The organism is Rubrivivax gelatinosus IL144 (assembly GCF_000284255.1).
In the GTDB taxonomy this organism is placed as follows: Bacteria; Pseudomonadota; Gammaproteobacteria; order Burkholderiales; family Burkholderiaceae_C; genus Rubrivivax; species Rubrivivax gelatinosus_A.
In genome coordinates, this window is record NC_017075.1 from 4,826,283 (window position 1) to 4,850,819 (window position 24,537).

General features: G+C 71.4%; 26 protein-coding genes. 16 read left to right on the forward strand and 10 right to left on the reverse strand.

Going from position 1 to position 24,537, the window contains the following annotated elements:
• Positions 1-4 precede the first annotated feature (4 nt).
• Both RGE_RS22010 and RGE_RS22015 read right to left on the reverse strand, forming a co-directional pair.
• Positions 5-739, reverse strand: coding sequence for a response regulator (locus RGE_RS22010; RefSeq protein WP_014430688.1), 735 nt, complete (start codon positions 737-739; stop codon positions 5-7).
• Positions 740-806: 67 nt separating this feature from the next.
• Positions 807-1,430 carry a response regulator gene (locus RGE_RS22015; RefSeq protein WP_231384597.1) on the reverse strand — a complete coding sequence of 208 codons (624 nt, stop codon included), beginning with the start codon at positions 1,428-1,430 and terminating at the stop codon, positions 807-809.
• A gap of 104 nt (positions 1,431-1,534) precedes the next feature.
• Here RGE_RS22015 and RGE_RS22020 point away from each other — a divergent pair, with 104 nt between their 5' ends.
• The 5 genes from RGE_RS22020 (at position 1,535) to hprK (ending at position 7,089) form a co-directional block, all read left to right on the forward strand.
• A complete protein-coding gene (locus RGE_RS22020; RefSeq protein ID WP_014430690.1) occupies positions 1,535-2,314 on the forward strand; it encodes an HD-GYP domain-containing protein in 780 nt (259 codons plus the stop codon).
• The gene (locus RGE_RS22025) at positions 2,311-4,743 is read left to right on the forward strand and encodes a sensor histidine kinase (RefSeq protein WP_014430691.1); all 2,433 of its coding nucleotides are present in this window, start codon (positions 2,311-2,313) and stop codon (positions 4,741-4,743) included. The genes RGE_RS22020 and RGE_RS22025 overlap by 4 nt, the downstream gene beginning before the upstream one ends.
• A gap of 317 nt (positions 4,744-5,060) precedes the next feature.
• On the forward strand, positions 5,061-5,402 hold the full coding sequence (hpf, locus tag RGE_RS22030; RefSeq protein ID WP_014430692.1) for a ribosome hibernation-promoting factor, HPF/YfiA family: 342 nt from the start codon (positions 5,061-5,063) through the stop codon (positions 5,400-5,402).
• A 249-nt stretch (positions 5,403-5,651) separates the two neighbouring features.
• Positions 5,652-6,122, forward strand: a complete 471-nt coding sequence (locus RGE_RS22035; RefSeq protein ID WP_014430693.1) for a PTS sugar transporter subunit IIA — start codon at positions 5,652-5,654, stop codon at positions 6,120-6,122.
• A 13-nt stretch (positions 6,123-6,135) separates the two neighbouring features.
• The gene (gene hprK, locus RGE_RS22040) at positions 6,136-7,089 is read left to right on the forward strand and encodes an HPr(Ser) kinase/phosphatase (RefSeq protein ID WP_014430694.1); all 954 of its coding nucleotides are present in this window, start codon (positions 6,136-6,138) and stop codon (positions 7,087-7,089) included.
• Positions 7,090-7,115: 26 nt separating this feature from the next.
• Here hprK and fur read toward each other — a convergent pair whose 3' ends face one another.
• Positions 7,116-7,547 (reverse strand): ferric iron uptake transcriptional regulator, encoded by a 432-nt coding sequence (fur, locus tag RGE_RS22045; protein ID WP_014430695.1) that lies wholly within the window; start codon positions 7,545-7,547, stop codon positions 7,116-7,118.
• A 104-nt stretch (positions 7,548-7,651) separates the two neighbouring features.
• Between fur and RGE_RS22050 the strand changes: the two genes are divergently transcribed.
• The 7 genes from RGE_RS22050 to holA are packed head-to-tail and all read left to right on the forward strand — an operon-like array spanning position 7,652 to position 14,318.
• The gene (locus tag RGE_RS22050) at positions 7,652-8,185 is read left to right on the forward strand and encodes an outer membrane protein assembly factor BamE (protein WP_014430696.1); all 534 of its coding nucleotides are present in this window, start codon (positions 7,652-7,654) and stop codon (positions 8,183-8,185) included.
• The gene (gene dapB / locus RGE_RS22055; protein ID WP_014430697.1) at positions 8,182-8,985 is read left to right on the forward strand and encodes a 4-hydroxy-tetrahydrodipicolinate reductase; all 804 of its coding nucleotides are present in this window, start codon (positions 8,182-8,184) and stop codon (positions 8,983-8,985) included. Before RGE_RS22050 ends, dapB begins: the two co-directional genes overlap by 4 nt.
• Before the next feature lie 12 nt (positions 8,986-8,997).
• A complete protein-coding gene (locus RGE_RS22060) occupies positions 8,998-9,651 on the forward strand; it encodes a MotA/TolQ/ExbB proton channel family protein (protein ID WP_014430698.1) in 654 nt (217 codons plus the stop codon).
• A gap of 11 nt (positions 9,652-9,662) precedes the next feature.
• Positions 9,663-10,085, forward strand: a complete 423-nt coding sequence (locus tag RGE_RS22065) for an ExbD/TolR family protein (RefSeq protein ID WP_014430699.1) — start codon at positions 9,663-9,665, stop codon at positions 10,083-10,085.
• 18 nt (positions 10,086-10,103) lie between these two features.
• Positions 10,104-12,728, forward strand: a complete 2,625-nt coding sequence (gene leuS, locus RGE_RS22070; protein WP_014430700.1) for a leucine--tRNA ligase — start codon at positions 10,104-10,106, stop codon at positions 12,726-12,728.
• The gene (locus RGE_RS22075; RefSeq protein ID WP_014430701.1) at positions 12,715-13,215 is read left to right on the forward strand and encodes an LPS-assembly lipoprotein LptE; all 501 of its coding nucleotides are present in this window, start codon (positions 12,715-12,717) and stop codon (positions 13,213-13,215) included. The genes leuS and RGE_RS22075 overlap by 14 nt, the downstream gene beginning before the upstream one ends.
• Positions 13,216-13,217: 2 nt before the next feature.
• Positions 13,218-14,318, forward strand: coding sequence for a DNA polymerase III subunit delta (holA, locus tag RGE_RS22080; protein WP_014430702.1), 1,101 nt, complete (start codon positions 13,218-13,220; stop codon positions 14,316-14,318).
• 206 nt (positions 14,319-14,524) lie between these two features.
• Here the strand turns inward: holA and RGE_RS22085 are convergent, their stop codons facing one another.
• From RGE_RS22085 to RGE_RS22110, 6 genes are read right to left on the reverse strand one after another with little or no spacing between them, the layout of a single operon-like run.
• A complete protein-coding gene (locus RGE_RS22085; protein WP_014430703.1) occupies positions 14,525-15,391 on the reverse strand; it encodes a 2-hydroxyacid dehydrogenase in 867 nt (288 codons plus the stop codon).
• The gene (locus RGE_RS22090; RefSeq protein ID WP_014430704.1) at positions 15,388-15,876 is read right to left on the reverse strand and encodes a CinA family protein; all 489 of its coding nucleotides are present in this window, start codon (positions 15,874-15,876) and stop codon (positions 15,388-15,390) included. Before RGE_RS22090 ends, RGE_RS22085 begins: the two co-directional genes overlap by 4 nt.
• Positions 15,867-16,388, reverse strand: a complete 522-nt coding sequence (locus RGE_RS22095) for a phosphatidylglycerophosphatase A family protein (protein ID WP_014430705.1) — start codon at positions 16,386-16,388, stop codon at positions 15,867-15,869. The genes RGE_RS22090 and RGE_RS22095 overlap by 10 nt, the downstream gene beginning before the upstream one ends.
• Before the next feature lie 8 nt (positions 16,389-16,396).
• On the reverse strand, positions 16,397-17,347 hold the full coding sequence (gene thiL / locus RGE_RS22100; RefSeq protein WP_014430706.1) for a thiamine-phosphate kinase: 951 nt from the start codon (positions 17,345-17,347) through the stop codon (positions 16,397-16,399).
• 42 nt (positions 17,348-17,389) lie between these two features.
• Positions 17,390-18,037 carry a response regulator transcription factor gene (locus RGE_RS22105; RefSeq protein ID WP_014430707.1) on the reverse strand — a complete coding sequence of 216 codons (648 nt, stop codon included), beginning with the start codon at positions 18,035-18,037 and terminating at the stop codon, positions 17,390-17,392.
• Positions 18,038-18,056: 19 nt separating this feature from the next.
• Entirely contained in the window at positions 18,057-20,114 is a 2,058-nt protein-coding gene (locus tag RGE_RS22110; RefSeq protein WP_014430708.1) for a sensor histidine kinase, read from the reverse strand.
• Positions 20,115-20,248: 134 nt separating this feature from the next.
• Between RGE_RS22110 and RGE_RS22115 the strand changes: the two genes are divergently transcribed.
• From RGE_RS22115 to RGE_RS24195, 4 genes are all read left to right on the forward strand, one after another.
• The gene (locus RGE_RS22115) at positions 20,249-22,543 is read left to right on the forward strand and encodes an NADP-dependent malic enzyme (protein WP_014430709.1); all 2,295 of its coding nucleotides are present in this window, start codon (positions 20,249-20,251) and stop codon (positions 22,541-22,543) included.
• Between the two features lie 236 nt (positions 22,544-22,779).
• Positions 22,780-23,148, forward strand: coding sequence for a ribonuclease domain-containing protein (locus RGE_RS22120; protein WP_050985513.1), 369 nt, complete (start codon positions 22,780-22,782; stop codon positions 23,146-23,148).
• Positions 23,145-23,579 (forward strand): barstar family protein, encoded by a 435-nt coding sequence (locus RGE_RS22125; RefSeq protein ID WP_050985512.1) that lies wholly within the window; start codon positions 23,145-23,147, stop codon positions 23,577-23,579. The genes RGE_RS22120 and RGE_RS22125 overlap by 4 nt, the downstream gene beginning before the upstream one ends.
• Positions 23,558-23,755: a hypothetical protein gene (locus RGE_RS24195; protein ID WP_014430712.1), complete on the forward strand. Its 198-nt coding sequence runs from the start codon at positions 23,558-23,560 to the stop codon at positions 23,753-23,755. The genes RGE_RS22125 and RGE_RS24195 overlap by 22 nt, the downstream gene beginning before the upstream one ends.
• A 16-nt stretch (positions 23,756-23,771) precedes the next feature.
• Here RGE_RS24195 and rsmA read toward each other — a convergent pair whose 3' ends face one another.
• On the reverse strand, positions 23,772-24,536 hold the full coding sequence (rsmA, locus tag RGE_RS22130; protein WP_014430713.1) for a 16S rRNA (adenine(1518)-N(6)/adenine(1519)-N(6))-dimethyltransferase RsmA: 765 nt from the start codon (positions 24,534-24,536) through the stop codon (positions 23,772-23,774).
• Position 24,537 lies beyond the last annotated feature (1 nt).

The following is a 24,537-nucleotide window of genomic DNA, read 5'->3' on the forward strand; positions in this document are numbered from 1 at the left end:
GCGCCTAACCGGCTTCGACGATGGCCAGCAGCGACGCGCGCAGCGTCGCCCAGTCGGCCTGGGCGACGGCCGTGTCGCCCGCGGCGGCGGCGCGGTCGAGTGCCGCGGCGCGCTCGCTGTCGCTGCCGTAGCCCAGCGTCAGCAGCACCGACTTCAGGCTGTGCGCCAGGCGGCGCAGCGCGCCCAGGTCGCCGGCCGCCAGCGCCGCGTCGCCCTGGCGCACGTCGCGCAGGAACTGCGGCAGGCAGCTCGCGCGGTAGGCCTGGTAGAGCGCGGCGTCGCCGGCGAAGTACTGCGTGACCGCGCCCGGCGCCGGCGACGGCGACGCCGCCGGGGCGTCGTCGAGCGCACGCTGGGCGCAGGCTTCGAGCTGGTCCAGCGGCACCGGCTTGGCCAGCGCCTCGTCGACGCCCAGGCCTTCGAGCTGCTCGCGGCGTTCGGCCGAGATCCCGGCGCTGAAGGCCACCAGCCGCGGCCGGCTGCTGGCGCCGCGCGCGGCGGCCAGCTCGTGCAGCAGGTCGACACCGCTGCCGTCGGGCAGCATCAGGTCGCAGATGACGAGCCGCACCGCGCCTTCGGCCAGCGCGGCACGCGCTTCGGCCAGTGTCGCGGCTTCGACGAGATCGATCGGCAGCTCCTCCAGCGCGATCTGGACGAAGCGTCGGATGGAAGGGTCGTCCTCGACCAGCAGCACCCGCGGCGGCGACGCCTTGACGTCGGCGGCGGGTGCCGTGCTCACTGGCGCACCCTGTGTCCTGCGACAGGTCCCGCCGAGCGGGAATGAGCCCCGGACAAGTCCTGAAGGCTCATGCGGCCTCGACGGTCGTGTCCAGCGCCGCCTTCAGCAGGCCCGGGAGCTGGGCCACGAGCTGCGGCTTGTGCACGACCGGCACGCCTTCGAGCGCGAAGGCGTAGGGCGCGCGGCCGGCTTCGTCGAGCGAGGTGACGACGATCAGGCGGCTGCGGCTGAACTGCGGATGCGAGCGCAGGCTGGTGATCAGCGTCGCGCCGTCGATGCCCGGCAGCAGGATGTCGACGATCAGCACGTCGGGCTGCAGCTGGCCGGCGAGCGCCAGGCCGGCGATGCCGTCGTCGGCAACGTGCAGCTCGACGCCGCTCAGGTGCTGCTTGACCAGCAGCGAGACGAGGTTCTGGTAGTGCGCCGAGTCTTCGATCAGCAGCACGCGCCGGGCCGTCGACGCCGGACGCGGCGCCGTCGCGGTGCGCGACGGACCCGAGCGGCGGCCTTCACGCCAGCGCTCGACCGAGTCGCGCGAAATACGACGGTGTCCACCCGGGGTCTTCCACGCTTCCAACTCGCCGCGGTCGACCATCATCTGCACCGAGCGCACCGCCATGCCGAGCAAGCGAGCCACCTCCAGCGTGCTGAAGGTGTCGCGTGCGTCTTCTGACATAGGGATTTCGGCCATTGAGTAATTCTGCCGAATTTCCGGGCCTCCGTGGACGCGACTCCAAACTGATAAAAGCAACATTGCTGATAATTCGTCACGTCAGATCAGAGGAGTTCCCTTCCATGCACGCCCCGCCGGCCGGCGATGACCGCGCGGACGCAACCGCCTCGCCCAACCGTTTCGACGATGCCGCGCACGCGCAGATGGAGTGTTTCCTGCGCGACTTCGGCGAGATGTACCAGGAGGTCACGCGCGCGCACCACGAAGCGCTGTTCCGCCTGGCGATGGCGGCCGAATACCGCGACAACGACACCGGCGAGCACATCATCCGCATGGGCTTCCTCTGCGAGGCCCTGGCCTTGGCGATGGGCCGCACGCCGCGCTGGGCGGCGATGCTGCGCAAGGCCGCGCCGATGCACGACGTCGGCAAGATCGGCATTCCCGACAAGGTGCTGCAGAAGCCCGGCGCGCTGGACGAGGCCGAGCGCGCGACGATGAACGAGCACGCACGCATCGGCGCCGAGATCCTCGGCCAGTCGCGCATCCCGCTGTTCCGCCTGGCCGCCGAGGTGGCGCTGTCGCATCACGAGCGCTGGGACGGCAGCGGCTATCCGTCGGGGCTGCAGGGCAGCGCCATTCCGCTGGCCGGGCGTATCGTCGCCGTCGTCGATTTCTTCGATGCGCTGACGATGGACCGCTGCTACCGCAAGGCCTTCCCGGACGCCCAGGCCCTGCAGATGCTGCGGGAGCAGAGCGGCCGCGCCTTCGATCCCGAGATCGCCTCGGCCTTCCTGGCCCACGCGCCGCGCCTCGTCGCGCTGCGCGACGCGATCAACCGGCGCAAGCCCAGCTTCGCCGAACTCGTCGACGGCACGACGCCGCCCCAGGCGCTGCCGACATGAGCACGGCCGCCGATTCGCGTCGCCGGCGCAAGCGCACTCTGACCGCCCGCCTCGTCCTCGCGGGCGGCGCGACACTGGTCGCGCTACTGGCGGCGGTGGTCGGCGGCATCGCCGCCTACGAGTACGAGGAAGCGTGCCTCGTGCAGCAGGACCGCGCCGAACTGCTGGCGCGCATGGTCGAGGAACACGCGGCGCACGCGCTCGACGATGCGACGAACGTGCTCGCCGTGGGCGCCGCCGCGGTCCACCGCACGCCGCCGGAGCGCCTGGCCGAACTCGGCGACGCGTTCGTGCAGATGGCCGCCGGCCAGCCGCTGGTGGCGGCGATGCTGCTCGTCGACGAGCGCGGCAGCGTCGTCGCGTCCAGCGTGCCGGCCGCACGCGGGCTCAGGCTGGACAGCGCACGCTGGACCTTGGCGCGCGCACAGGCCCAGCTGCACTACGGCAGCTATCTCGCCGACGCGGCGCCGGTGCTGCCCGGACGCGACAGCGTGCCGGTGCTGCGCAGCGTCGTCGGCGCCGACGGCCGGCCGGGAACCCTGGTCGCGCTGCTGGACACGGCCAGGCTCGCCGAGTTCCAGCGCCACGCGCGCGAGGACCCCGGCACCAGCGCACTGCTCGTGCGCCGCGACGGCGAGGTGCTGAGCGCGACGCCCGAGGCCGGCGTCGGCGCCGGCGGCCGCATCACCGTCCGTCCGGACGGCGATGTCGAGTTCGACAACGGGCGCCGCGTCGTCGTCGCGACGCACACGCTGGCCTCGCGTCCGGAGCTGACGGTCGTCGTTGTGCGCGACCTGGAGGTGGGGCTGGCGGTGTGGCGCCGCATGCTGGCCTGGCTGCTCGCCGGCGGCGCGGTGGCCGCCGCGGTGATCGCCGCGATGACCTTCGTCGCCGAACGCAGCGTGCGCGCCCGCGAGGCGGCGCGACGCCAGCGCGACGCGGCGCAGCACGCCGTCGCGCTGCGCGAACGCGAGCTGAGCGTCATCGTCAAGAGCGTGCAGGAGCTGATCTTCCGCACCGACCACGAAGGCCGGCTCACCTTCGTCAACGCGCGCTGGCAGGCCGCGACCGGCCAGCCCAGCGAGTCGCTGCTCGGGCGGCGGCTGCTGGACCTGGTCGCGCCGGCCTCGCGCGAGGCCGTGGCGGCGCTGCTGGCGCCCGAGGCCGCCGGCTCGCGCGCGGCGCAGATCAGTTTCGCCGGCAGCGAGCGACGCCTGTTCGACCTGGCGCTGTCGCCGCTGATCGAAGGCGGCCGCGTCGTCGGCCACGCCGGCAGCGCTGTCGACGTCACCGAACGCTGCGCCGCCGAGCGCGAACTGCAGGAGCAGCTCGCGCTGTCGGCGCTGATGCTCGACACGATGCCGCTGCCGGTCGCGCTGATGGACCGCGAGGCCTGCTACGTCACCGTCAACCGCGCCTGGGAGCAGCAGGCCGGCATGGCGCGCGAGGAGCTGGTCGGCAAGCGCGCCCGCGACTACCTGCTGCTGGCCGAGGCCGCGGTGCACGAGCGCTACAACCGCGAGGTGCTGGAGCACGGCGGCTCGCTGAGCTACGAGTCGGAGGTCTCGCAGGCCGACGGCACGCGGCGCACGATGGCCGTCACCAAGGCCGCGGTGATCGGCGCCGACGGCCGCCCGCGCGGCCTGCTCGCCGCGCTGACCGACATCACCGAGTTCCGCGAAGCCGATCGCGCGATGCGCGAGGCGCGCGACATCGCCGAGGAAGCCTCGCGCTCGAAGTCGGAGTTCATCGCCAACATCAGCCACGAGCTGCGCACGCCGCTGCAGGCGATCATCGGCTTCTCCGAACTGGGCATGGTGCGCGGCCGTGCCCACGAGCGCCTGGCGTCGATGTTCGGCGACATCCACGCTGCCGGGCAGCGCATGCTGGCGCTGGTCAACGACCTGCTGGACGTCTCGAAGATCGAGAGCACGGTCGGCACCTTCCACCTCGAGCGCACCGACCTGCGGCCGCTGGTGCGCGAGGTCGCGCGCGAGATCGACCCGCTGCTGGCGCGCCGCCGGCTGCACCTGGACCTGGTGCTCAGCGAGGGCCAGCTCGTCGCCAAGGTCGACCCGCTGCGCTTCCAGCAGGTGGTGCGCAACGTGCTGGCCAACGCGGTGCGTTTCTCGCCCGACGGCGCGACGATCGAGCTGCGCGGCGACATCGACGCCAGCAACCAGATCGTCGTCACGGTGCGCGACCACGGCCCGGGCATTCCGCCGGCGGAACTGGAGAAGATCTTCGAGGCCTTCGTGCAGTCGAGCAAGACGAAGGACGGCTCGGGCGGCACCGGCCTGGGCCTGGCGATCTGCCGCAAGATCGTCGAGGCCCACGGCGGCAGCATCCACGCCGAGAACGCCGAGGGCGGCGGCAGCCGCTTCACGATCGCGGTGCCGGCACGCGGCTTCGCCGACACGGTGGTCTGAGCGCCGGAGCGACAGGTCGTGCGAGCCCGGGCAACAGCACATCATGCCTCGCCGAAGGCCCTTTCGTGCGTGCCGAAACGTGCGTTTCTGCGCGCCGTCAACGGTGCTGAAACAGCCGTTCGAAACGGCCTCGCGACCGCTCCGGAGTCCGCTTGTCATCGTTCTGCAACGGGTGCACACTGGCCCGGACGGCCCTCGAAAAGACCCTCTTTCACACCCCTCCTGGCACCGCTTCCCCACCCCGCGTTTTCACCCAGCCGAGCCCTCTGCATCACCCGGGCACGGCGCGTTCCCACCCCCTCTCTTAGGAGGCATCAATGAACCTGACGATCAGCGGCCACCACCTCGAAGTCACGCCGGCCCTTCGTGAGTACGTGCTCACCAAGCTGGACCGCGTCACGCGACACTTCGACCAGGTCGTGGACGTCACGGTGCTACTCACCGTCGAGAAGCTGAAGGAAAAGGAACGCCGCCAGAAAGCCGAAGTGACCCTGCGCGTGAAGGGCCGCGACATCTTCGTCGAGCAGTCGCACGAAGACCTGTACGCGGCGATCGATCAGCTGATGGACAAGCTCGACCGCCAGGTCGTGCGCCACAAGGATCGTGTGCAGGACCACCATCACGCCACGGCCAAGCGGCTGGACGCCAACGCCGGCTGAGGCTGTCGCGCCCCGGCATCGACGACGGCCCTTCGGGGCCGTTTTTCATGCACCACCCCGGCGAGATCGCACAGGGTTATTCATCTGCCGCAAACACTTGTTGTCATGTAGCCGCAAGAATTCGCGGTTCCCCTGCATCGGGTGGCCCGCTCTCGAGCCGGCTGGAACCCCGATTGCTATCATCCTTCGTCTAGCAACACGACGCGGCAGCAGCGCAGCAGAAACGCGGCCCGCGAGGGGAAGAGCCCCATGAACCGACTCGCCGCCATCCTGCCTGCCAGCAACGTGCTGGTGAACGTCGAAGCGACGAGCAAGAAGCGCGTCTTCGAACAGGCCGGGCTGCTGTTCGAAAACCAGCACGCGATTGCACGTGGTCTCGTCACCGACAACCTGTTCGCGCGCGAACGCCTGGGCTCCACCGGCCTGGGCCACGCCGTGGCGATTCCGCACGGCCGCATCAAGGGCCTGAAGAATCCGCTGGCGGCGGTGCTGCGCGTGCAGCAGCCGATCCCGTTCGACGCCCCGGACGACGAGCCGGTCTCGCTGCTGATCTTCCTGCTCGTGCCCGAGGCGGCGACGCAGCGGCACCTGGAGATCCTCTCCGAGATCGCCGAGATGCTGTCCGACCGCGAACTGCGCGAGAAGCTCAAGACCGAGGCCGACGCGGCCGCGGTGCACAAGCTGATCCACGACTGGGAACCGCTGAAGTCCGTCGCATGACGGCGCGCGTGCGATGAAGCCGACATCGATCAGCGCCGAAGCGCTGTTCGAGGCGCATCGCGCGGCGCTGCGCTGGGAGTGGATCGCCGGCCACGCGCACCCGGAGCGTCGTTTCGACGACAGCGCGGTGCGCGACGCGCGCTCGGCGGCCGACCTCGTCGGCTACCTGAACTACATCCATCCGTACCGGGTGCAGATCGTCGGCCGGCGCGAGATCGCCTATCTCGTCGCCAGCGCGCCCGAGGACCAGGAGCGGCGCATCGCGCGCATCGTCACGCTCGAGCCGCCGGTGCTGATCGTCGCCGACGAGCAGGTGCCGCCGGACCGGCTGGTGGCGATGTGCGACCGCGCCGAGATCCCGCTGTTCATCACGCGCGAGTCCGCCGGCCACGTCATCGACGTCGTGCGCGCCTACCTCGCGCACCTGTTCGCCGAACGCACGACGCGCCACGGCGTGTTCATGGACATCCTCGGCCTGGGCGTGCTGCTGACCGGCGAGTCGGGTCTGGGCAAGAGCGAACTCGGGCTGGAGCTGATCTCGCGCGGCCACGGCCTCGTCGCCGACGACGCCGTCGACCTGTACCGCACCTCGCAGACCGCGCTCGAAGGCCGCTGCCCCGAGCTGCTGATGAACCTGCTCGAGGTGCGCGGCATCGGCCTGCTGGACATCAAGGCCATCTTCGGCGAGACCGCGGTGCGGCGGAAGATGCGCCTGCGCCTCATCGTGCACCTGGTGCGCAAGGAGACGATGGAGCGCGAATTCGAGCGCCTGCCCTACGAGCCGCTGTACGAGGAGATCCTCGGCATCCCGGTGCGCAAGGTGGTGATCGCGGTCGACGCCGGGCGCAACCTCGCGGTGCTGGTCGAGGCCGCGGTGCGCAACACGGTGCTGCAGCTGCGCGGCATCGACACCTATCAGGAGTTCATCGAGCGCCACCAGCGCGCGATGGAACGCGGCCAGAACTGAGAACGCGCGCCGGCCGCGCGCGCCCTCTACTTGCCGTGGCGGTGCTTGCAGTCCGGGCGCGTGCAGCGCGCGTACAGCGCCAGCGCGTGGTCCTGCAGCTCGAAGCCGCGCTGCGCGGCGATGGCGCGCTGGCGGACCTCGATCTCCGGGTCGTAGAACTCCTCGACGCGGCCGCAGTCCATGCAGACCAGGTGGTCGTGGTGCTGGCCTTCGTTGAGCTCGAAGACCGACTTGCCCGACTCGAAGTTGCTGCGCGACAGCAGCCCCGCCTGCTCGAACTGCATCAGCACGCGGTAGACGGTGGCCAGGCCGATGTCGGCGCCTTCGGCCAGCAGCGCCTTGAACACGTCCTCGGCCGTCATGTGGCGGCGCTCGGCGCTCTGGAAAACCTCCAGGATCTTGATGCGCGGCAGCGTGGCTTTCAGGCCGCTGCTCTTCAGTTCTTCGGCGTTGGACATGTCGGAAATCCTCGAGGGCCGGCGCTGCACGGTCGCCAGCTAGAATGCCGGCCATCATAGCCAGCCTATCGCGCCGTTCTCTGCGGCCGCGCAGGAATCCCCTCATGCTTCGCATCCTGGCCCTGCTGTCCGGCTCGCTGTTGCTGGGCGCGTGCTCGTCGACGCCGTCGTCCGGTCCCAGCTTCCTCGGGTTCATCACGCCGTACCGCATCGACATCGTCCAGGGCAACGTCGTCACGCGCGAACAGCTTCAGGCGCTGAAGACCGGCATGTCGCGCGAACAGGTGCGCAACGTGCTCGGCACGCCGCTGGTCACCGACGCCTTCCACGCCCAGCGCTGGGACTACATCTTCACGATCCGCCGCCCGGGCACCGATCCGCAGCGCCGCAGCATCGTCGTGCGCTTCGACGCCAGCGGCACGATGACCGGCGTCGAGGCCCCGGACGATCTGCCGACCGAACGCGAGTTCGTCGACTCGATCACGCGCCAGAAGGACGAGAAGCCGGTCGTGCCCAAGCTCGAGCTGACCGAGTCCGAGCGCCTGGCGCTGCCGCGCCCGCCCAAGCGCGAGGAAGCCGCGCCCGAAGCCGAACCGCAAGGGGCCGCGCGCAGCTACCCGCCGCTGGAGGCCTCGTGAGCGTCGTCTCGATCGCGGTGGCCGGCGCCTCCGGGCGCATGGGCCGCATGCTCGTCGAGGCGGTGCTGGCCAGCCCCGACTGCCGCCTGAGCGGCGCGCTCGACCTCCCGGACAGCCCCGCGCTGGGCCAGGACGCCGGCGCCTTCCTCGGCCGCACGACCGGCGTCGCCGTCACCGCCGACCTGCGCACCGGCCTGGCCGGCGCCGACGTGCTGATCGACTTCACCCGCCCCGAAGGCACGCTGACGCACCTGGCGCTGTGCCGCGAGCTCGGCGTGCGCATGGTCATCGGCACCACCGGCTTCACGCCGCAGCAGAAGGCCGAGATCGCCGCCGCCGCGCAGCAGATCGGCGTCGTCTTCGCGCCGAACATGAGCGTCGGCGTCAACGTCGTGCTCAAGCTGCTGGAGACCGCCGCCAAGGCGCTGGCCGACGGCTACGACATCGAGATCGTCGAAGCCCATCACCGCCACAAGGTCGACGCCCCGAGCGGCACCGCGCTGGCGATGGGCGAAGCGGTGGCGCGTGCGCTCGGCCAGGACCTGTCCGAACACGCGGTCTTCGCGCGCGAAGGCCACACCGGCGAGCGCAAGCCCGGCACGATCGGCTTCGCGACGATCCGCGGCGGCGACATCGTCGGCGACCACACGGTGCTGTTCGCCGGCACCGGCGAGCGCATCGAGATCAGCCACCGCAGCAACAGCCGCGCGAACTACGCCGCCGGCAGCGTGCGCGCGGCGCGTTTCCTCGTCGCCCACGGGCCCGGGCTGTACGGCATGGCCGACGTCCTGGGCCTCTGAGCGCGCCCGCCGATGCAGGGCCTGGAGCACTTCTGGGGCGAGGCCGACACGGTCGGCCGCATCGTCGCGCTGCTGCTGTTCACGATGTCGGTCGTGGCCTGGCTGCTGATCGTCTGGAAGGGCCTGCTGCTGCGCCGCGCCGGCGCCGACATCCGCCGCGCCGTGCCGGCCTTCTGGGACTCGGCCTCGATCGGCGACGGCCGCAGCCGCGTGCAGGCGCTGGACCGTGAAGGCGTGCTGCTGCCGCTGGTCGACGCCGCCGTCGCGCCGGCCGCCGGCGGCACGCTCGAAGGCGCGGCCGCGCTCGAAGCGCGGCTCACGCGCCGCTTGCGCGACGCGCTGCACCGCGGCCTCGCGCACCTGCAGTTCGGCCAGGTCATCCTGGCTTCGATCGGCAGCACCGCGCCCTTCGTCGGCCTGTTCGGCACCGTCTGGGCGATCCACCACGCGCTCACCGGCATCGGCGACGCCGGCACGCTGACGATCGAGAAGGTCGCCGGCCCGGTCGGCGAAGCGCTGGTGATGACCGCCGCCGGCATCGCCGTCGCCGTGCCCGCGGTGCTGGCCTTCAACACCTTCGGCAAGCTGGTCGCCGCCTGCGAGGCCGAGCTCGAAGGTTTCGCCCACGACCTGCGCCGCATGGTGCTGGACGCACCGCAGGACTGAGAGCAGCGGCGATGGCTTTCGGACGCCTGGACCGATCGAGCCCGCCGCCGCCGATCAGCGACATCAACATGACGCCGCTGATCGACGTCATGCTGGTGCTGCTGGTGATCTTCATCGTCACCGCGCCGCTGCTGGCCTCCAGCCTGAAGCTCGACCTGCCGGCCGCCGGCGCCTCGACGCCGTCGGACACGCCGGGTTTCGTCGCCGTCGCGCTCGACGCCGACGGCCAGCTCTACCTGGGTGAACAGCGCGCCAGCGCCGAGGAAGTCGAGCGTGCGCTGCGCGAGGCCGGCGCACGCGATCCGCAGACCGAAGTGCGGCTGCGCGCCGACCGCGCCGTGCCCTACGGCCAGGTCGCCGGCTTGATCGACGTCGCCCAACGTGCGGGCTTGTCGCGCATCGGCTTCGTCACCGAGCCTGCCGCACCCAGGTAGCTCCCTACAATCCGGGGGATGAACGAAAAGTACGTCCCCGCGGAAGTCGAAACCGCCGCCCAGGCGCACTGGAACGCCACCGGCGCGTTCAAGGTCGTCGAAGATCAGAGCAAGCCCAAGTTCTACGCCTGCTCGATGCTGCCCTACCCCAGCGGCAAGCTGCACATGGGGCACGTGCGCAACTACACCATCAACGACATGATGGCGCGCTACCTGCGCATGAAGGGCATGAACGTCCTGATGCCGATGGGCTGGGACGCCTTCGGCCTGCCGGCGGAGAACGCGGCCATCGACAACGGCGTCGCGCCGGCGAAGTGGACGCGCGCCAACATCGCCGACATGAAGAGCCAGATGCAGCCGCTGGGCCTGGCCTTCGACTGGAGCCGCGAGGTCGCCACCTGCGACGCCGGCTACTACAAGTGGAACCAGTGGTTCTTCCTGAAGATGCTCGAGAAGGGCATCGCCTACAAGAAGACGCAGATCGTCAACTGGGACCCGATCGACCAGACGGTGCTGGCCAACGAGCAGGTCGTCGACGGCCGCGGCTGGCGCTCGGGCGCGATCGTCGAGAAGCGCGAGATCCCCGGCTACTACCTGGCGATCACGAAGTACGCCGACGAGCTGCTCGCCGGCGTCAACGACAGCACCAGCGCCCACTACCTCGAAGGCTGGCCGGAGCGCGTGCGCCTGATGCAGGAGCACTGGATCGGCAAGAGCGAAGGCGTGCGCTTCGCCTTCACGCACGACATCCGCGGCGCCGACGGCGAGCTGATCCAGGGCGGGCGCATGTACGTCTTCACGACGCGCGCCGACACGATCAAGGGCGTCACCTTCTGCGCCGTCGCGCCCGAGCACCCGCTGGCGCAGCACGCCGCGCGCGACAACCCCGAGCTGGCCGCGTTCATCGAGACCTGCAAGAAGGGCGGCACGACCGAGGCCGAACTGGCGCTCAAGGAGAAGGAAGGCCGCCCGACCGGCCTCTTCGTCACCCACCCGCTGACCGGCGAACAGGTGCCGGTCTGGGTCGGCAACTACGTGCTGATGAGCTACGGCGACGGCGCGGTGATGGGCGTGCCGGCGCACGACGAGCGTGACTTCTCCTTCGCCAAGAAGTACGGCCTGAACATCGTCCAGGTGGTGCACGTCGACGGCGAGCACTACGACTACGAGCGCTGGCAGGACTGGTACGGCGACAAGACGCGCGGCGTGACGATCAACTCCGGCAACTACAGCGGCCTGCCGTACAAGCAGGCCGTCGACGCCGTCGCCGCCGCGCTGGCCGCCAAGGGCCTGGGCGAGAAGAAGACCACCTGGCGCCTGCGCGACTGGGGCATCAGCCGCCAGCGCTACTGGGGCACGCCGATCCCGATCATCCACTGCCCGCACTGCGGCGACGTGCCGGTGCCCGAGAAGGACCTGCCGGTCGTGCTGCCCGAGGATCTGGTGCCGGACGGCAGCGGCAACCCGCTGAACAAGTGCGAGTCCTTCCTGAACGTCGCCTGCCCGAAGTGCGGCGCCGCCGCCCGGCGCGAGACGGACACGATGGACACCTTCGTCGACTCGTCCTGGTACTACATGCGCTACTGCTGCCCGGACAGCGACGGCGCGATGGTCGACGCGCGCAACGAGTACTGGATGCCGATGGACCAGTACATCGGCGGCATCGAGCACGCGGTGCTGCACCTGCTGTACGCGCGCTTCTGGACCAAGGCGATGCGCGACATCGGCCTGGTGAGCTTCAGCGAGCCGTTCACGCGGCTGTTCACGCAGGGCATGCTGCTCAACGAGTCCTACTACCGCGAGGACGCGTCGGGCAAGAAGCGCTGGTTCTACCCGAGCGAAGTCGACGTGAAGTTCGACGAGCGTGGCCAGCCGGTGGGCGCCGTGGCCAAGGCCGACGGCCAGCCGGTGCAGCTCGGCGGCATCGAGAAGATGTCCAAGAGCAAGAACAACGTCGTCGAGCCGCGCGACATCATCGCCCGGTTCGGCGCCGACACCGCGCGCACCTTCACGATGTTCGCCGGCCCGCCGGACCAGAGCGCCGCGTGGTCGGACTCGGGCGCCGAAGGCGTGTTCCGCTTCCTGCGCCGGCTCTGGAGCTTCGGCGTCAAGGTCGCGCCGCGCGTGGCCGCCGCCGGCGCCGCGCCGCAGGGCACGAACCCGCTGCGCTACGAGGTGCACACGCTGCTCAAGCAGATCGGTGCCGACTACGACCGGCTGCAATACAACACCGTCGTCTCCGGCGCGATGAAGCTGCTGAACGCGCTGGAAGACGGCGCCGGCGCAGCCGACGACGCGACGCTGCGCGAAGGCGTCGGCATCCTGCTGCGCGCGCTGTACCCGGCGGCGCCGCACATCACGCACGCGCTGTGGGGCGAGCTCGGCTTCGCCGCCACGCTGGGCGAGCTGATCGACGCGCCCTGGCCCGAGGTCGACGACGCCGCGCTCGAGCGTTCGGAGATCGAGCTCGTGCTGCAGATCGCCGGCAAGACGCGCGGCAGCGTGCGCATCCCCGCCGACGCCGACCGCAAGGCGATCGAGGCGGCGGCGCTGGCCTCGCCCGAGTTCGCCAAGTTCGGCGAAGGCAAGGCGGCCAAGAAGGTCATCGTCGTGCCGGGCCGGCTCGTCAATGTCGTCGTCTGACCGCCGCCGCGCGCTGGGCGCGATCGCCGCGCTGGGCGCGCTCGCGCTCGGCGGTTGCGGCTTCCAGCTGCGCCGGCCGCAGAAGCCCAGCTTCGAGCGCATCGCGCTCGTCGGCTTCAAGCCGAAGTCGACGCTGGCGGCGGCGCTGCGCCGTGCGCTCGAACCCGACGTGCGCATCGTCGACGTGCCGGCGGCCGCGCAGGTCATCCTGCAGGTCACCGAGGACAAGCGCGAGAAGAGCGTCGTCGCTTCCACCTCCGCCGCCCAGGTGCGCGAGTTCGAGATCCGCGTGCGCCTGCACTTCAGCGCCCACACGCCCGACGGCCGCGAGCTGATCGCGCCGACCGAGCTGCTGCGCGAGGAAGACCTGAGCTACAGCGAAACCGCGGCCCTGGCCAAGCAGTTCGAGGAAGCCGACCTGTACCGCGACATGGAGAACGACATCGTCATCCAGGTCATGCGACGCCTGGCGGCGATCCGCCTGTAACGATGCAACTGCGTCCGGAACAGCTCGAGCAGCGCCTGCAGCGCGGGCTCGACACGCTCTACACGATCCACGGCGACGAGCCGCTGCTGGCCCAGGAAGCGGGCGATGCGATCCGCGCCGCCGCGCGCGCCGCCGGCTTCGTCGAGCGCCAGGTCTTCACCGTCGGCCAGCACTTCGACTGGAGCGGCCTGCTCGGCGCCTCGCAGGCGCTGTCGCTGTTCGCCGACCGCCAGCTGATCGAGATCCGCATCCCCAACGGCAAACCCGGCAAGGACGGCTCGGAAGCGCTTCAGCGCTACTGCCAGCAGCTCTCGCCCGAGGTGCTGACGCTGGTGACGCTGCCCAAGCTCGATTTCCAGCAGCAGAAGTCGGCCTGGTTCGCCGCGCTCGACGGCGCCGGCCCGGTGCTCAAGGTCGAGCCGGTCGAACGCAAGGCGCTGCCGGCCTGGCTGGCGCAGCGCCTGGGCCGCCAGGGCCAGCGTGTGGCCAGCGGCGAAGCCGGGCAGCAGACGCTGGCCTTCTTCGCCGACCGCGTCGAAGGCAATCTGCTGGCCGCGCACCAGGAGCTGCAGAAGCTCGCGCTGCTGTACCCGCCGGGCGAACTGAGCTTCGAGCAGGTCGAGGCCGCGGTGCTCGACGTCGCACGCTACGACGTCTTCAAGCTCGGCGAGGCGGTGCTCGCCGGCCAGGTGGCACGCGCGCTGCGCATGCTCGACGGCCTGCGCGCCGAAGGCGAGGCGCCGGTGCTGGTGCACTGGACGCTGGCCGAGGACCTGCGCGGCCTGGCACGCGTGCGCGCCGCCGTCGACGACGGCAAGCCGCTGCCCCTGGCGCTGCGCGAAGCGCGTGTCTGGGGCACGAAAGAAAAGCTCTACGAACGCGTCGTGCCGACGCTGGCCGGCCACCAGGCACAGCACCTGGTGCAGGCGGCGAGCACGGTCGACGGCATCGTCAAGGGCCTGCGCCACCCCGACTGGCCGGCCGAACCCTGGGACGCGCTGCGCCGCTTGGTGCTGATGGCCGTCGAGGCCGCCGCCGCGGCCGGCACGCCGACGCGCGGCACGCGCGCCAGCATGCCGCGCGCGCTGGCGCTGCACGCCTAGGAGCTTGGCGGCTTCGCCGCCCAAGCTCCTAGGCTGCGCCGGCACGTTGGGCTCCCCCTAGTCCCCCTCCGAGATGGGGCTCCAGCTCGTCAGACCGCACCCTCCAGCCTCCCTCCGGGAGGGAGGCTCCAGTCAGTCTGACGAATGCTGTGGTGCGGTTCCGCCCACGTCGGCAGTTGCCAGACTCCGCCGCGCAGCCTGCTGGCTCAGTAACCGCGGCCGCGATCGACGAGGTGAGCGACGGGCCGGCCGTCGCGCCAGGCGCGCAGGTTGGCCGCGGCGACGCGGCTGGCGCTGCGCGGGTCGGTCGCTGCCGCAGCGTGCGGCAGCACGGTGACGCGCGGATGGGCCCAGAAGGCGTGGCCCGCCGGCAGCGGTTCTTGGCGGAAGACGTCGAGCACCGCGTGGTGCAGCCGGCCGGTGTCCAGCGCCGCCAGCAGGTCGGGCTCGACGACGTGGGTGCCGCGGCCCAGGTTCACCAGTGACGCGCCTGCGGGCAGCGCGGCGAGGAAACGGGCGTCGATCAGATCGCGCGTGGCCGGCGTCAGCGGCAGCAGGTTGACGACGATCTCGGCGGCCGCCAGCAACGGCGCCAGCTCGCGGCCGCGGTGCCAGTGCTCGACGCGGTAGCCCAGCGCCGCCAGGCGCGCGCCGACCGTGCCGCCCATCTCCCCGCGCCCCAGCACCAGCACCGGCACCTCGTCGGCGCGGCGCTGCGCGTGCGGCCGCCACAGGCCTTCGCGCTGGCGCGCGGCGTAGTCGAAGAAGCCGCGGTGCAGCGCCAGCACGGCCCACGACGCGGTCTCGGCCATCGCCGCGTTCATCACCGGGTCGACCATGCGCGCCACCGGCACGCCGGGCGGCAGCGTCGGGTCGGCGAGCAGGCGGTCGACACCGGCCCACAAGGACTGCACCAGCGCCAGCGAGGGCATGCCGGCCAGCGCGCCGGGCGGCGGGTTGGCGACGACGGCGACATCGGCATCGCCGTCGTCGCACCAGCGTGCTTCGGGCAGCGCGGCGGCCAGCTCCTGCCGCCAGCGCGCGTCGATCTCGCCGGCGAGGCGGACCTTCATGCGTGCGCCGCCGCCACGAGCGCGGCCAGCGCCGCGTCCACCGTCGCTTCGCGCACCGCGGCGCGGTCGCCGCCGAGTTGCAGCAGCCGGGCCTCGGTGCGCCCGGCCACGGCCCAGGCGATCCAGACCGTGCCGACCGGCTTGCCGGGCACCGCGCCACCCGGGCCGGCGATGCCGGTGACGGCCAGCGTCAGCTCGACCGGCGCGCGCGCCAGCAGCCCTTCGGCCATCGCACGCGCAACCTCCTCGCTGACCGCGCCGTGGGCGGCGATCAGCGCCGACGGCACGCCCAGCAGACCGGTCTTGGCTTCGTTGCTGTAGCTGACCACGCCGCGTTCGAACCAGTCGCTGGAGCCGGCGACCGCGGTGCAGGCCGCGGCCAGCAGGCCGCCGGTGCAGCTCTCGGCGCAGGCGATGCGCCAGCCGCGCGCCCGCAGCGCGTCGGCCAAGGCCAGCACCGCGGGCTCGAAGCGGGTCAGCGCCACAGCGCGACCCCGATCGCGATGACCAGCAGCGTGCAGCCCGCGGCCACCAGGTCGTCGAAGACGATGCCGAAGCCTTCGCGCCAGCCGATCGTGCCGTCGGGCCGCGGTTTGAAGCGCCGGTCGGCCCAGCCCACCGGGCCGGGCTTGGCGGCGTCGAAGAAACGGAACAGCGCGAACGCGAGCGCCTGCATCAAGAAGCCGGCCGGCGTCACCAGCCAGAGCACGATCCAGAACGCGACGACCTCGTCCCAGACGACGGCCGACGGGTCGCCGACGCCCATGTGGCGCGCGGTGATCGCGCAGACCCAGGGCGCGATCAACAGCCCGGCGCCGATGAGCAGCGCCCAGCCGGCCGTGCCCAGCCAGTGGTCGAGCAGCCAGAACGCGCCCCAGGCCCACAGCGTGCCGAAGGTGCCCGGCGCCTTGGGCGCCAGGCCGCTGCCGAAGCCGAACGCGATGCAGTGCGCCGGGTGGCGCAGCATGAAGGCGGTGCTGGCGCGGGAAGCGAGCATCAGGCCCGTCAGGCGAAGTGGTCGAAGCCGCGCGCCGCGACGTCCATCGGCCGGCCCTGGCCGTCGACGAAACGCAGCTCGTCCTCGGCGTCGATGCCGCCGATGCAGGTCACCGCCACCTGGGCTTCGGCGGCGGCGGCGAGCACCGCGTCGCGGCGCGACGGCGGCGCGGTGAACAGCAGCTCGTAGTCGTCGCCGCCGGCGAGCAGGCATTCGCGCTGCAGCTCGGCCGACTGCATCGCCAGCACGGTGCTGCGCGGGATGGCGTCGTAGTCGACCGTCGCGCCGACGCCCGACAGCCGCATCACGTGGCCCAGGTCGCCGGCGAGGCCGTCGCTGAGGTCGATCGCGCTGGTGGCCAGGCCGCGCAGCGCGATGCCCAGCGGCACACGCGGCTCGGGGCATTCCATCGAGCGCCGCACCTCCTCGAAGGCGCTGCCGGGCAGCGTCGCCGTGCCGCGGAAGACCTCCAGCGCCAGGCGCGCGTCGCCCAGGCGGCCGCTGACCCAGAGGTCGTGGCCGGGGCGTGCGCCGCTGCGCAGCAGCGCCTGCTCGGGCGGTACCTGGCCGAAGACGGTGATGCAGATCGACAGCGGGCCGGCCGTCGTGTCGCCGCCGACGAGTTCGATGCCGTGGCGCTCGGCCAGCGCGAACAGGCCGCGCGAGAAGCCGGCGAGAAAGCTCTCGTCGACACGCGGCATCGAGATCGCCAGCGTGAAGGCCAGCGGCTCGGCGCCGCAGGCTGCCAGGTCCGACAGGTTCACCGCCAGCGCCTTGTGGCCCAGGCGCTCCGGAGCGACCGTCGACAGGAAGTGGCGGCCCTCGACCAGCAGGTCGCTGGAGACGGCCAGGCGCATGCCCGGCTCGACGTCCAGCAGCGCGCAGTCGTCGCCGACGCCGACGGCGGCCCGGCGCGGCGCGCGGCCGAAGTACTTCTCGATGAGTTCGAATTCGCCCATGGTGGTCGGCGGGGCCGGCGGCAAGGCGCCTGCCCGCGGTGCTCAGGCGCCGGATTCTCGCAGCAGGTTCGCGAGCTCGATCGCCGACTTGACGTTCATCTTCTCGAACACGCGCGCGCGGTGGACCTCGACGGTGCGCACGCTGATCGCCAGCTGGTCGGCGATGCCCTTGTTCGGCCGGCCCTCGACGACCAGGCGCATGACCTCGCGCTCGCGGTCGGTCAGCTCGGCCAGCGAGCGCCGCACCGACTCGGCCACCCGCCGCCGGCCCAGCGCCTCGGCGCTGACCAGCAGCGCCTGTTCGACGCGGTCGACCAGCGTGTTGTTCGAGAACGGCTTCTCTACGAAGTCGAAGGCCCCGCGCTTGACCGCGGCCACCGCGGTCGGCACGTCGCCGTGGCCGGTGAGGAAGATCACCGGCAGCGTCTCGGTCAGTCCGGACTCGGCGAGCTGCTCGAACAGCGCGATGCCCGACTGGCCGGGCATGCGCACGTCCAGCAGCAGGCACGACGGCGCATCGGGCCAGGGCGCGCGGCAGCCGGCGCGGAAGGCCTCGAAGGCCTCGGCGCTGGCGAAGCCTTCGGACAGCAGGCGGCGCGAACGCAGCAGCCAGGCGAGCGCATCGCGCACGACGTCCTCGTCATCGACGAGGTAGACGACCGGAATGCCGAGGGCGGGATCGGGGCGCATCGGATGCGAGTATCGCCGCTCAGCCGCCGGCGGCATGTTCGCGCGGCTGGCCGCCCGGCGTCGGCGTGCGCGCGGCCGGCAGCGTGAAGCGGAACTCGCTGCCGCGGCCGTCGGCGCCGGGGCCGAACTCCAGCGTGCCGCCGTGCTGCTCGACGACCGTGCGGCACAGGCTCAGCCCCAGGCCCATGCCTTCGGTGCGGGTCGTGTAGAAGGGCGTGAAGAGCTTGTCGGCGACCTCGGCCGGGATGCCCGGCCCGCGGTCGGCGACGACGATCTCGATGCGCTGCGGCGAGGCCTGGCGCACGCGCAGCGCCAGCACGCGCTCTTCCAGCGGCGTATCGGTCTCCATCGCCTGGATGCCGTTGCGCGTCAGGTTCAGCAGCACCTGCTCGAGCATCGTGCGGTCGCATTCGAGGCGCGGCGCCCGCTTGGGGATGTCGATCTCGACGCGGGTGCCGCTCTTGCGCGCCTGCAGCCGCACCAGCGGCAGCACGGCGTCGATCAGCTGGTCGGCGCCCAGCGTCTCGCGCTGCTGCACGCGCCGGCGCACGAAGTGGTGCACGCTCTTGATGATGCGGCCGGCGCGCTCGGCCTGCTCGGCGATGCGCTCCAGCGCCTGGCGCAGCATCGCGTCGACCGGGCCCGGCGGCGTGCCGTCGTGGGCCGCGTCGTCGAGCAGGTTCAGCGAGCCGCTGGAGTAGCTGGCGATCGCCGCCAGCGGCTGGTTCAGCTCGTGGCTCAGCAGCGAGGCCATCTCGCCGACGGTCGCCAGGCGGGCGCTGGCCTGCAGCCGGTCCTGCTGCTGGCGCGACAGCTCCTCGATGCGGCGCTGGGCGCTGACGTCGAGCACGGTGCTCATCCAGCCGGTCTGCCGGCCCTGGCCGTCGACCAGCGCGGCCTCGTAGATCATCACCGGGAAGCGTTCGCCGTTCTTGCGCATGAAGACCGTCTCGAAGCCTTCGCGCGCCTCGCGCGCCGGGCGCCCGGCGCCGACCAGCCGGCCGCGCTGGCGCTCGGCGTAGACCTCGACGAACTCCGGCGGCCAGTACGGCGGCAGCGGCTGGCGCATCTCCTCCTCGCTGAAGCCGACCATCGCGCAGAACGCCGGGTTGACGTAGGTGATGCGGCCCTGCAGGTCGCGGGCGCGCAAGCCGGTGACCAGCGAGTCCTCCATCGCCTTGCGAAAGGCCAGCGCCTCGCCGAGCGCTCGTTCGACACGCGCGCGCCGGCGCACGTCGCGCGCCAGCAGCAGCACCACGGCGAACAGCGCCAGCGACAGGCCCAGCACCAGCGCGGTGGCGACGTTGGGGATCAGGCTGGGCCGGCCCGAGGCGCTGTCGGCACGCAGCTGCAGCGCCGCGCCGGGCACGTCGATGACACGTTCGGCCTGGTAGATGCCGGCGCCGCGCACGAGGCCGGCACGCGCCAGCCGCGTGCCGTCGCCTTCGACGAAGCTCAGCTCGTGGCGGCGCGCCTGGCGCGGCCCGAGCGCGCCGTCCAGCAGCTGCGGCAGGCCGACGGTGCCGACGAGGAAACCGACCTCGCGCCCGCTGCGCAGCACCGGCACGCAGACGTCGACGACCTCCTCGCCGATGCCGCCGTCGCCGGGCACGAAGTAGCTGCGCGAGAAGGCCGGCGCCGCCAGGTGGCGCGCCGCGGCGCAGGCGATGCCGGCCTCGACGTCCAGCGACTGGCGCGGCATCGCCGAGAACAGCGGCAGCGCGAACGGGCCGTCGACCGCGTCGCCGATGCGCAGCTCGGGGTCGCGGCGTTCGATGCGCAGCAGCAGGCGCTGGCCGCGCAGCAGCGCCGCGGCGTCGGCACGCCAGCGCTCGGCGGCCGGGTCGCCCCAGCTCAGCGCCTGCAGCGAACGCATCGCCGCGAGCAGGTCGCGCTTGGCCTCGGCGGCGGTCTCGGTGGCCACCTCGTCGGCCTCTTCCTGGGCGCGCGTGGACTCGTGGCGCAGCGTCAGCCAGACCAGCAGCGACTGGGCGACGATCAGCAGCAGCACCAGCGCCAGCCAGGGCAGCCAGCGGTGCAGGCGCGGGGCGCGCGCGGAGTCGTCGGGGTCGTTCATCGTGCGGTCGGGGGAATGCCGCGCAGTATCGGCGGCGCGGCGGGCGCGAAGGCTACGCGCTTTTGCGCATCGCAGCAGGGTCTGAAGCCGCTGCCTAGAATCTTTGGCCCCTCGCGACGCCACCAGGAGACAGGATGTCCAGCCCCGAAGACAAGCGCGCCGAGCTGCGTCGCGCCGCGCTCGAATACCACGAGCTTCCGACCCCCGGAAAGCTGGCCATCGCGCCGACCAAGCAGATGGTCAACCAGCGCGACCTGGCGCTGGCCTATTCGCCCGGCGTCGCCTTCGCCTGCGAGGAGATCGTCGCCGACCCGGCGGCCGCCTTCCGCTACACCTCGCGCGGCAACCTCGTCGCCGTGGTCACCAACGGCACCGCGGTGCTGGGCCTGGGCGACATCGGCCCGCTGGCCGCCAAGCCGGTGATGGAAGGCAAGGCGGTGCTGTTCAAGAAGTTCGCCGGCATCGACGTCTTCGACCTCGAGGTCCAGGAGAAGAACCTCGACCGCCTCGTCGAGCACATCGCCGCGCTGGAGCCGACCTTCGGCGGCATCAACCTCGAGGACATCAAGGCGCCGGACTGCTTCTACGTCGAGCGCAAGCTGCGCGAGCGCATGAAGATCCCGGTCTTCCACGACGACCAGCACGGCACGGCGATCGTCGTCGGCGCCGCGGCGCTGAACGCGCTGAAGGTCGTCGGCAAGCGCATCGACGAGATCAAGGTCGTCGCCAGCGGCGCCGGCGCCGCGGCGCTGGCCTGCCTGGGGCTGCTGGTCAAGCTGGGCGTGCGGCGCGAGAACGTCTGGGTCACCGACCTGGCCGGCGTCGTCTACCGCGGCCGCACCGAGCTGATGGACGATGACAAGGCCCAGTTCGCCCAGGACACCGCGGCGCGCACGCTGCGCGAGGTCATCGAAGGCGCGGACATGTTCCTGGGCCTGTCGGCCGGCGGCGTGCTCAAGCCCGACATGGTGCGTTCGATGGCCGCGCGGCCGATCGTCTTCGCGCTCGCCAACCCGACGCCGGAGATCCTGCCCGAGGAGGTCAAGGCCGTGCGCGACGACGCCGTCATCGCCACCGGCCGCACCGACTACCCGAACCAGGTCAACAACGTCCTGTGCTTCCCCTACATCTTCCGCGGCGCGCTGGACTGCGGCGCGACGACGGTGACCGACGAGATGGAGATCGCCGCGGTGCACGCGATCGCCGAGCTCGCCCAGGCCGAGCAGGACGACGCGGTGGCCGCGGCCTACGGCGGCCAGACGCTGTCCTTCGGCCCCGAGTACCTGATCCCCAAGCCCTTCGACGCCCGGCTGATGATCAAGATCGCGCCGGCGGTGGCCGCCGCGGCCCAGGCCAGCGGCGTCGCGCTGCGGCCGATCGAGGACTTCGACGCCTACCGCGAGAAGCTGCAGGCCTTCGTCTACGCCTCGGGCCAGACGATGCGGCCGATCTTCAACATCGCCAAGCGCGCGACGGCACGCCGCGTGGCCTATGCCGAGGGCGAGGACGAACGTGTGCTGCGCGCGGTGCAGGTCGTCGTCGACGAGGGCCTGGCGCGGCCGACGCTGATCGGCCGGCCGGCGGTGATCGCGCGGCGCGTCGAACGCATGGGGCTGCGCGTGCGCGAGGGCCTGGACTTCGAGGTCGTCAACGTCGAGCAGGACAGCCGCTACCGCGACTTCTGGCAGACCTACCACCGCATGGCCGAACGCAAGGGCGTGACGCAACAGGTGGCCAAGATCGAGATGCGCCGGCGGCTGACGCTGATCGGCTCGATGCTGCTGGCCAAGGGCGAGGTCGACGCGATGCTCTGCGGCACCTGGGGCACGACCGCCAGCCACCTGCACTACATCGACCAGGTCATCGGCCGGCGCGAAGGCGCCAGCGTCTACGCCTGCATGAACGGGCTGATCCTGCCGGGGCGCCAGGTCTACCTCGTCGACACCCACGTCAACTACGACCCGACGGCCGAGGAGCTGGCCGAGATCGCCGAGATGGCCGGCGACGAGCTGCTGAAGCTGGGCATCCAGCCCAAGGTGGCGCTGCTGTCGCACTCGAACTTCGGCACCAGCGACCAGCCCAGCGCGGTCAAGGTGCGGCGCGCGCTGGGCTTGCTGCGCGAGCGCGCGCCCTGGCTGGAGGTCGACGGCGAGATGCACGGCGACATCGCGCTGGACGCCCAGGCGCGCGCCGCGCTGATGCCCAACGGCACGCTGCAGGGCGACGCCAACCTGCTGGTGCTGCCCAACATCGACGCCGCCAACATCGCCTACAACCTGCTGAAAACAGCCGCCAGCGGCGGCATCGCGATCGGCCCGGTGCTGCTCGGCGCGGCCAAGCCGGTGCACGTGCTGACACCGTCGGCGACCGTGCGCCGGATCGTCAACATGACGGCGCTGGCCGTCGCCGACGCCAACGTTTTGCGCTGACTTGCTCCTTCCGACGCGCCCGCCACGGCGCGTCGGCATAGACAAAGCGAACATGTGTGCGCCTACTCACTTGGCGCGCACCTTGCCCTTTTTTGAGGCACAACCTTGAGTTTTCCGCGGCCGGAAGGTACCATCGCGGTTTGTTCTTTCAGGGTTGACCCGTGTTCTGGTCCGGTCAGGCCGACAGGAGTGGCGCGCTCCGACAGGCGGTTTGCAGAGGGGCTCTCGCGATCGTCATGGCCACAGGCCTGGCGTCCGGCGCAGCAGTCCATGCACGCCCCGCCGCGCCCCCGTCCGACTCGCCCAGCGTCGTCACCCTCGAAGAACTCCCGGCCCAGGCCCAGAAGACCTACCGGCTGATCCGCTCCGGCGGGCCGTTCCCCTACCCCAAGGACGGCACGGTTTTCTTCAATCGCGAACGTTTGCTTCCGGCCAAGGCGCGCGGCTACTACCGCGAGTACACCGTGCCCACGCCGGGCGCACGCAACCGGGGCGCCCGTCGCATCATTTGCGGCGGCCAGCAAGCGACCGCACCGGACACCTGTTTCTATACCGCCGACCATTACGCGAGCTTCAGCCGGATCGCGGAAGCGGGCGCGCGGTGACACCTGTTTTTGAACCCCCAAGGAGGCACGCGACCATGGAGTTGCAGACCGTCCGACCCAACATCGTCCAGGCGATACGGGCCTACCGTGTCGATGACCTGATGCAGGCCGCCGGAGGCGCCGGCCAGCATTTTCTCTACGCCAACCTGTCGGCTGCCCAGTCGAAGCAGGAGGTGCTGGAGGCGATCGCGGCGGCGTTCCTGTTCCCTGCCCACTTCGGCAAGAACCTCGACGCGCTGTACGACTGCATGACCGACCTCGTGCACAAGGCCGGGCCGCAGCCGGGCTTCGTCGTCGTGCTCGAGCAGATTCCCGACAACCCGCGTTTCGACCGCGAGGCGCGCGAGCAGCTGCTCGACGTCTTCCGCGACGCCGCCGATTTCTGGGGCGAGCGGAGGATACCGTTCAGGTGCTTCTATTCTTTTCAGTAGCCCGCTCCCAGGAAAACGGGTCATGGGAGCGGGCCACGGAAACGGCCCAGAACACCACCGCGGTCAAGCCGGCCGCCAAGACGGTCTCGAAGAACGGTCAGAACCCCAACTTCGGCATGAACATGCCGATGATGTGCAGCGCGTTCGACACCGCGGCCTGGCTCAACGCCGCCTGACGGCGGCGGCGATCGTTCAGCCGGCGGCCACCGCGCGCGCGAGCGCCAGGTAGTCCGCCACCGGCACTTCTTCGGCGCGGCGCTGGAGGTCGAACCCGACCTCGGCGCCGCGTTGTTCCATCCAGCGTCCGAGCGTGTGGCGCAGCAGCTTGCGCCGCTGCGAGAACGCGACCGTCACCAGCTCGCCCAGCAGCGCCGCGTCGACGCCCTCGGGCGCCGGCAGCGGCAGCATGCGCACGATCGCCGAGTCGACACGCGGCGGCGGGTCGAAAGCCTCGGGCGGCACGTCGAGCACCGACTCGATCTCGTAACGCCACTGCAGCATCACCGACAGGCGGCCGTAGTCCTTGCCGCCGGGGCCGGCGGCCATGCGGTCGACGACTTCCTTCTGCAGCATGAAATGCTGGTCGACGACGTGCTCCACCGCTTCCAGCAGGTGAAAGAGGATCGGCGTCGAGATGTTGTAGGGCAGGTTGCCGACGACGCGCAACGGCCGCCCGGCGGCTGCCGCCAGCGCGGCGAAGTCGACCTTCAGCACGTCGGCTTCGACGACCTCCAGCCCCTGCACGCGGCGCAGCCGCGCCGCCAGGTCGCGGTCGAGCTCGACGACGGTCAGGCGCTCTATGCGTTCGAGCAGCGGCATGGTCATCGCGCCCAGGCCCGGGCCGATCTCGACCATCGCCTCGCCCGGCTGCGGGTCGATCGCGTCGACGATCGCGTCGATGATCGAGTCGTCGGCCAGGAAGTGCTGGCCGAAACGCTTGCGCGGCTGGTGCTTCACG

What these genes read in the sequence shown, in the direction of transcription:
- RGE_RS22015 (WP_231384597.1), bottom strand. Translation starts at nt 1,430, where the DNA reads ATGGCCGAAATCCCTATGTCAGAAGACGCACGCGACACCTTCAGCACG.
- RGE_RS22020 (WP_014430690.1), top strand. Translation starts at nt 1,535, where the DNA reads ATGCACGCCCCGCCGGCCGGCGATGACCGCGCGGACGCAACCGCCTCG.
- RGE_RS22025 (WP_014430691.1), top strand. Translation starts at nt 2,311, where the DNA reads ATGAGCACGGCCGCCGATTCGCGTCGCCGGCGCAAGCGCACTCTGACC.
- hpf (WP_014430692.1), top strand. Translation starts at nt 5,061, where the DNA reads ATGAACCTGACGATCAGCGGCCACCACCTCGAAGTCACGCCGGCCCTT.
- RGE_RS22035 (WP_014430693.1), top strand. Translation starts at nt 5,652, where the DNA reads ATGAACCGACTCGCCGCCATCCTGCCTGCCAGCAACGTGCTGGTGAAC.
- hprK (WP_014430694.1), top strand. Translation starts at nt 6,136, where the DNA reads ATGAAGCCGACATCGATCAGCGCCGAAGCGCTGTTCGAGGCGCATCGC.
- fur (WP_014430695.1), bottom strand. Translation starts at nt 7,547, where the DNA reads ATGTCCAACGCCGAAGAACTGAAGAGCAGCGGCCTGAAAGCCACGCTG.
- RGE_RS22050 (WP_014430696.1), top strand. Translation starts at nt 7,652, where the DNA reads ATGCTTCGCATCCTGGCCCTGCTGTCCGGCTCGCTGTTGCTGGGCGCG.
- RGE_RS22060 (WP_014430698.1), top strand. Translation starts at nt 8,998, where the DNA reads ATGCAGGGCCTGGAGCACTTCTGGGGCGAGGCCGACACGGTCGGCCGC.
- RGE_RS22065 (WP_014430699.1), top strand. Translation starts at nt 9,663, where the DNA reads ATGGCTTTCGGACGCCTGGACCGATCGAGCCCGCCGCCGCCGATCAGC.
- leuS (WP_014430700.1), top strand. Translation starts at nt 10,104, where the DNA reads ATGAACGAAAAGTACGTCCCCGCGGAAGTCGAAACCGCCGCCCAGGCG.
- RGE_RS22075 (WP_014430701.1), top strand. Translation starts at nt 12,715, where the DNA reads ATGTCGTCGTCTGACCGCCGCCGCGCGCTGGGCGCGATCGCCGCGCTG.
- holA (WP_014430702.1), top strand. Translation starts at nt 13,218, where the DNA reads ATGCAACTGCGTCCGGAACAGCTCGAGCAGCGCCTGCAGCGCGGGCTC.
- RGE_RS22085 (WP_014430703.1), bottom strand. Translation starts at nt 15,391, where the DNA reads ATGAAGGTCCGCCTCGCCGGCGAGATCGACGCGCGCTGGCGGCAGGAG.
- RGE_RS22095 (WP_014430705.1), bottom strand. Translation starts at nt 16,388, where the DNA reads ATGCTCGCTTCCCGCGCCAGCACCGCCTTCATGCTGCGCCACCCGGCG.
- thiL (WP_014430706.1), bottom strand. Translation starts at nt 17,347, where the DNA reads ATGGGCGAATTCGAACTCATCGAGAAGTACTTCGGCCGCGCGCCGCGC.
- RGE_RS22105 (WP_014430707.1), bottom strand. Translation starts at nt 18,037, where the DNA reads ATGCGCCCCGATCCCGCCCTCGGCATTCCGGTCGTCTACCTCGTCGAT.
- RGE_RS22110 (WP_014430708.1), bottom strand. Translation starts at nt 20,114, where the DNA reads ATGAACGACCCCGACGACTCCGCGCGCGCCCCGCGCCTGCACCGCTGG.
- RGE_RS22115 (WP_014430709.1), top strand. Translation starts at nt 20,249, where the DNA reads ATGTCCAGCCCCGAAGACAAGCGCGCCGAGCTGCGTCGCGCCGCGCTC.
- RGE_RS22120 (WP_050985513.1), top strand. Translation starts at nt 22,780, where the DNA reads ATGGCCACAGGCCTGGCGTCCGGCGCAGCAGTCCATGCACGCCCCGCC.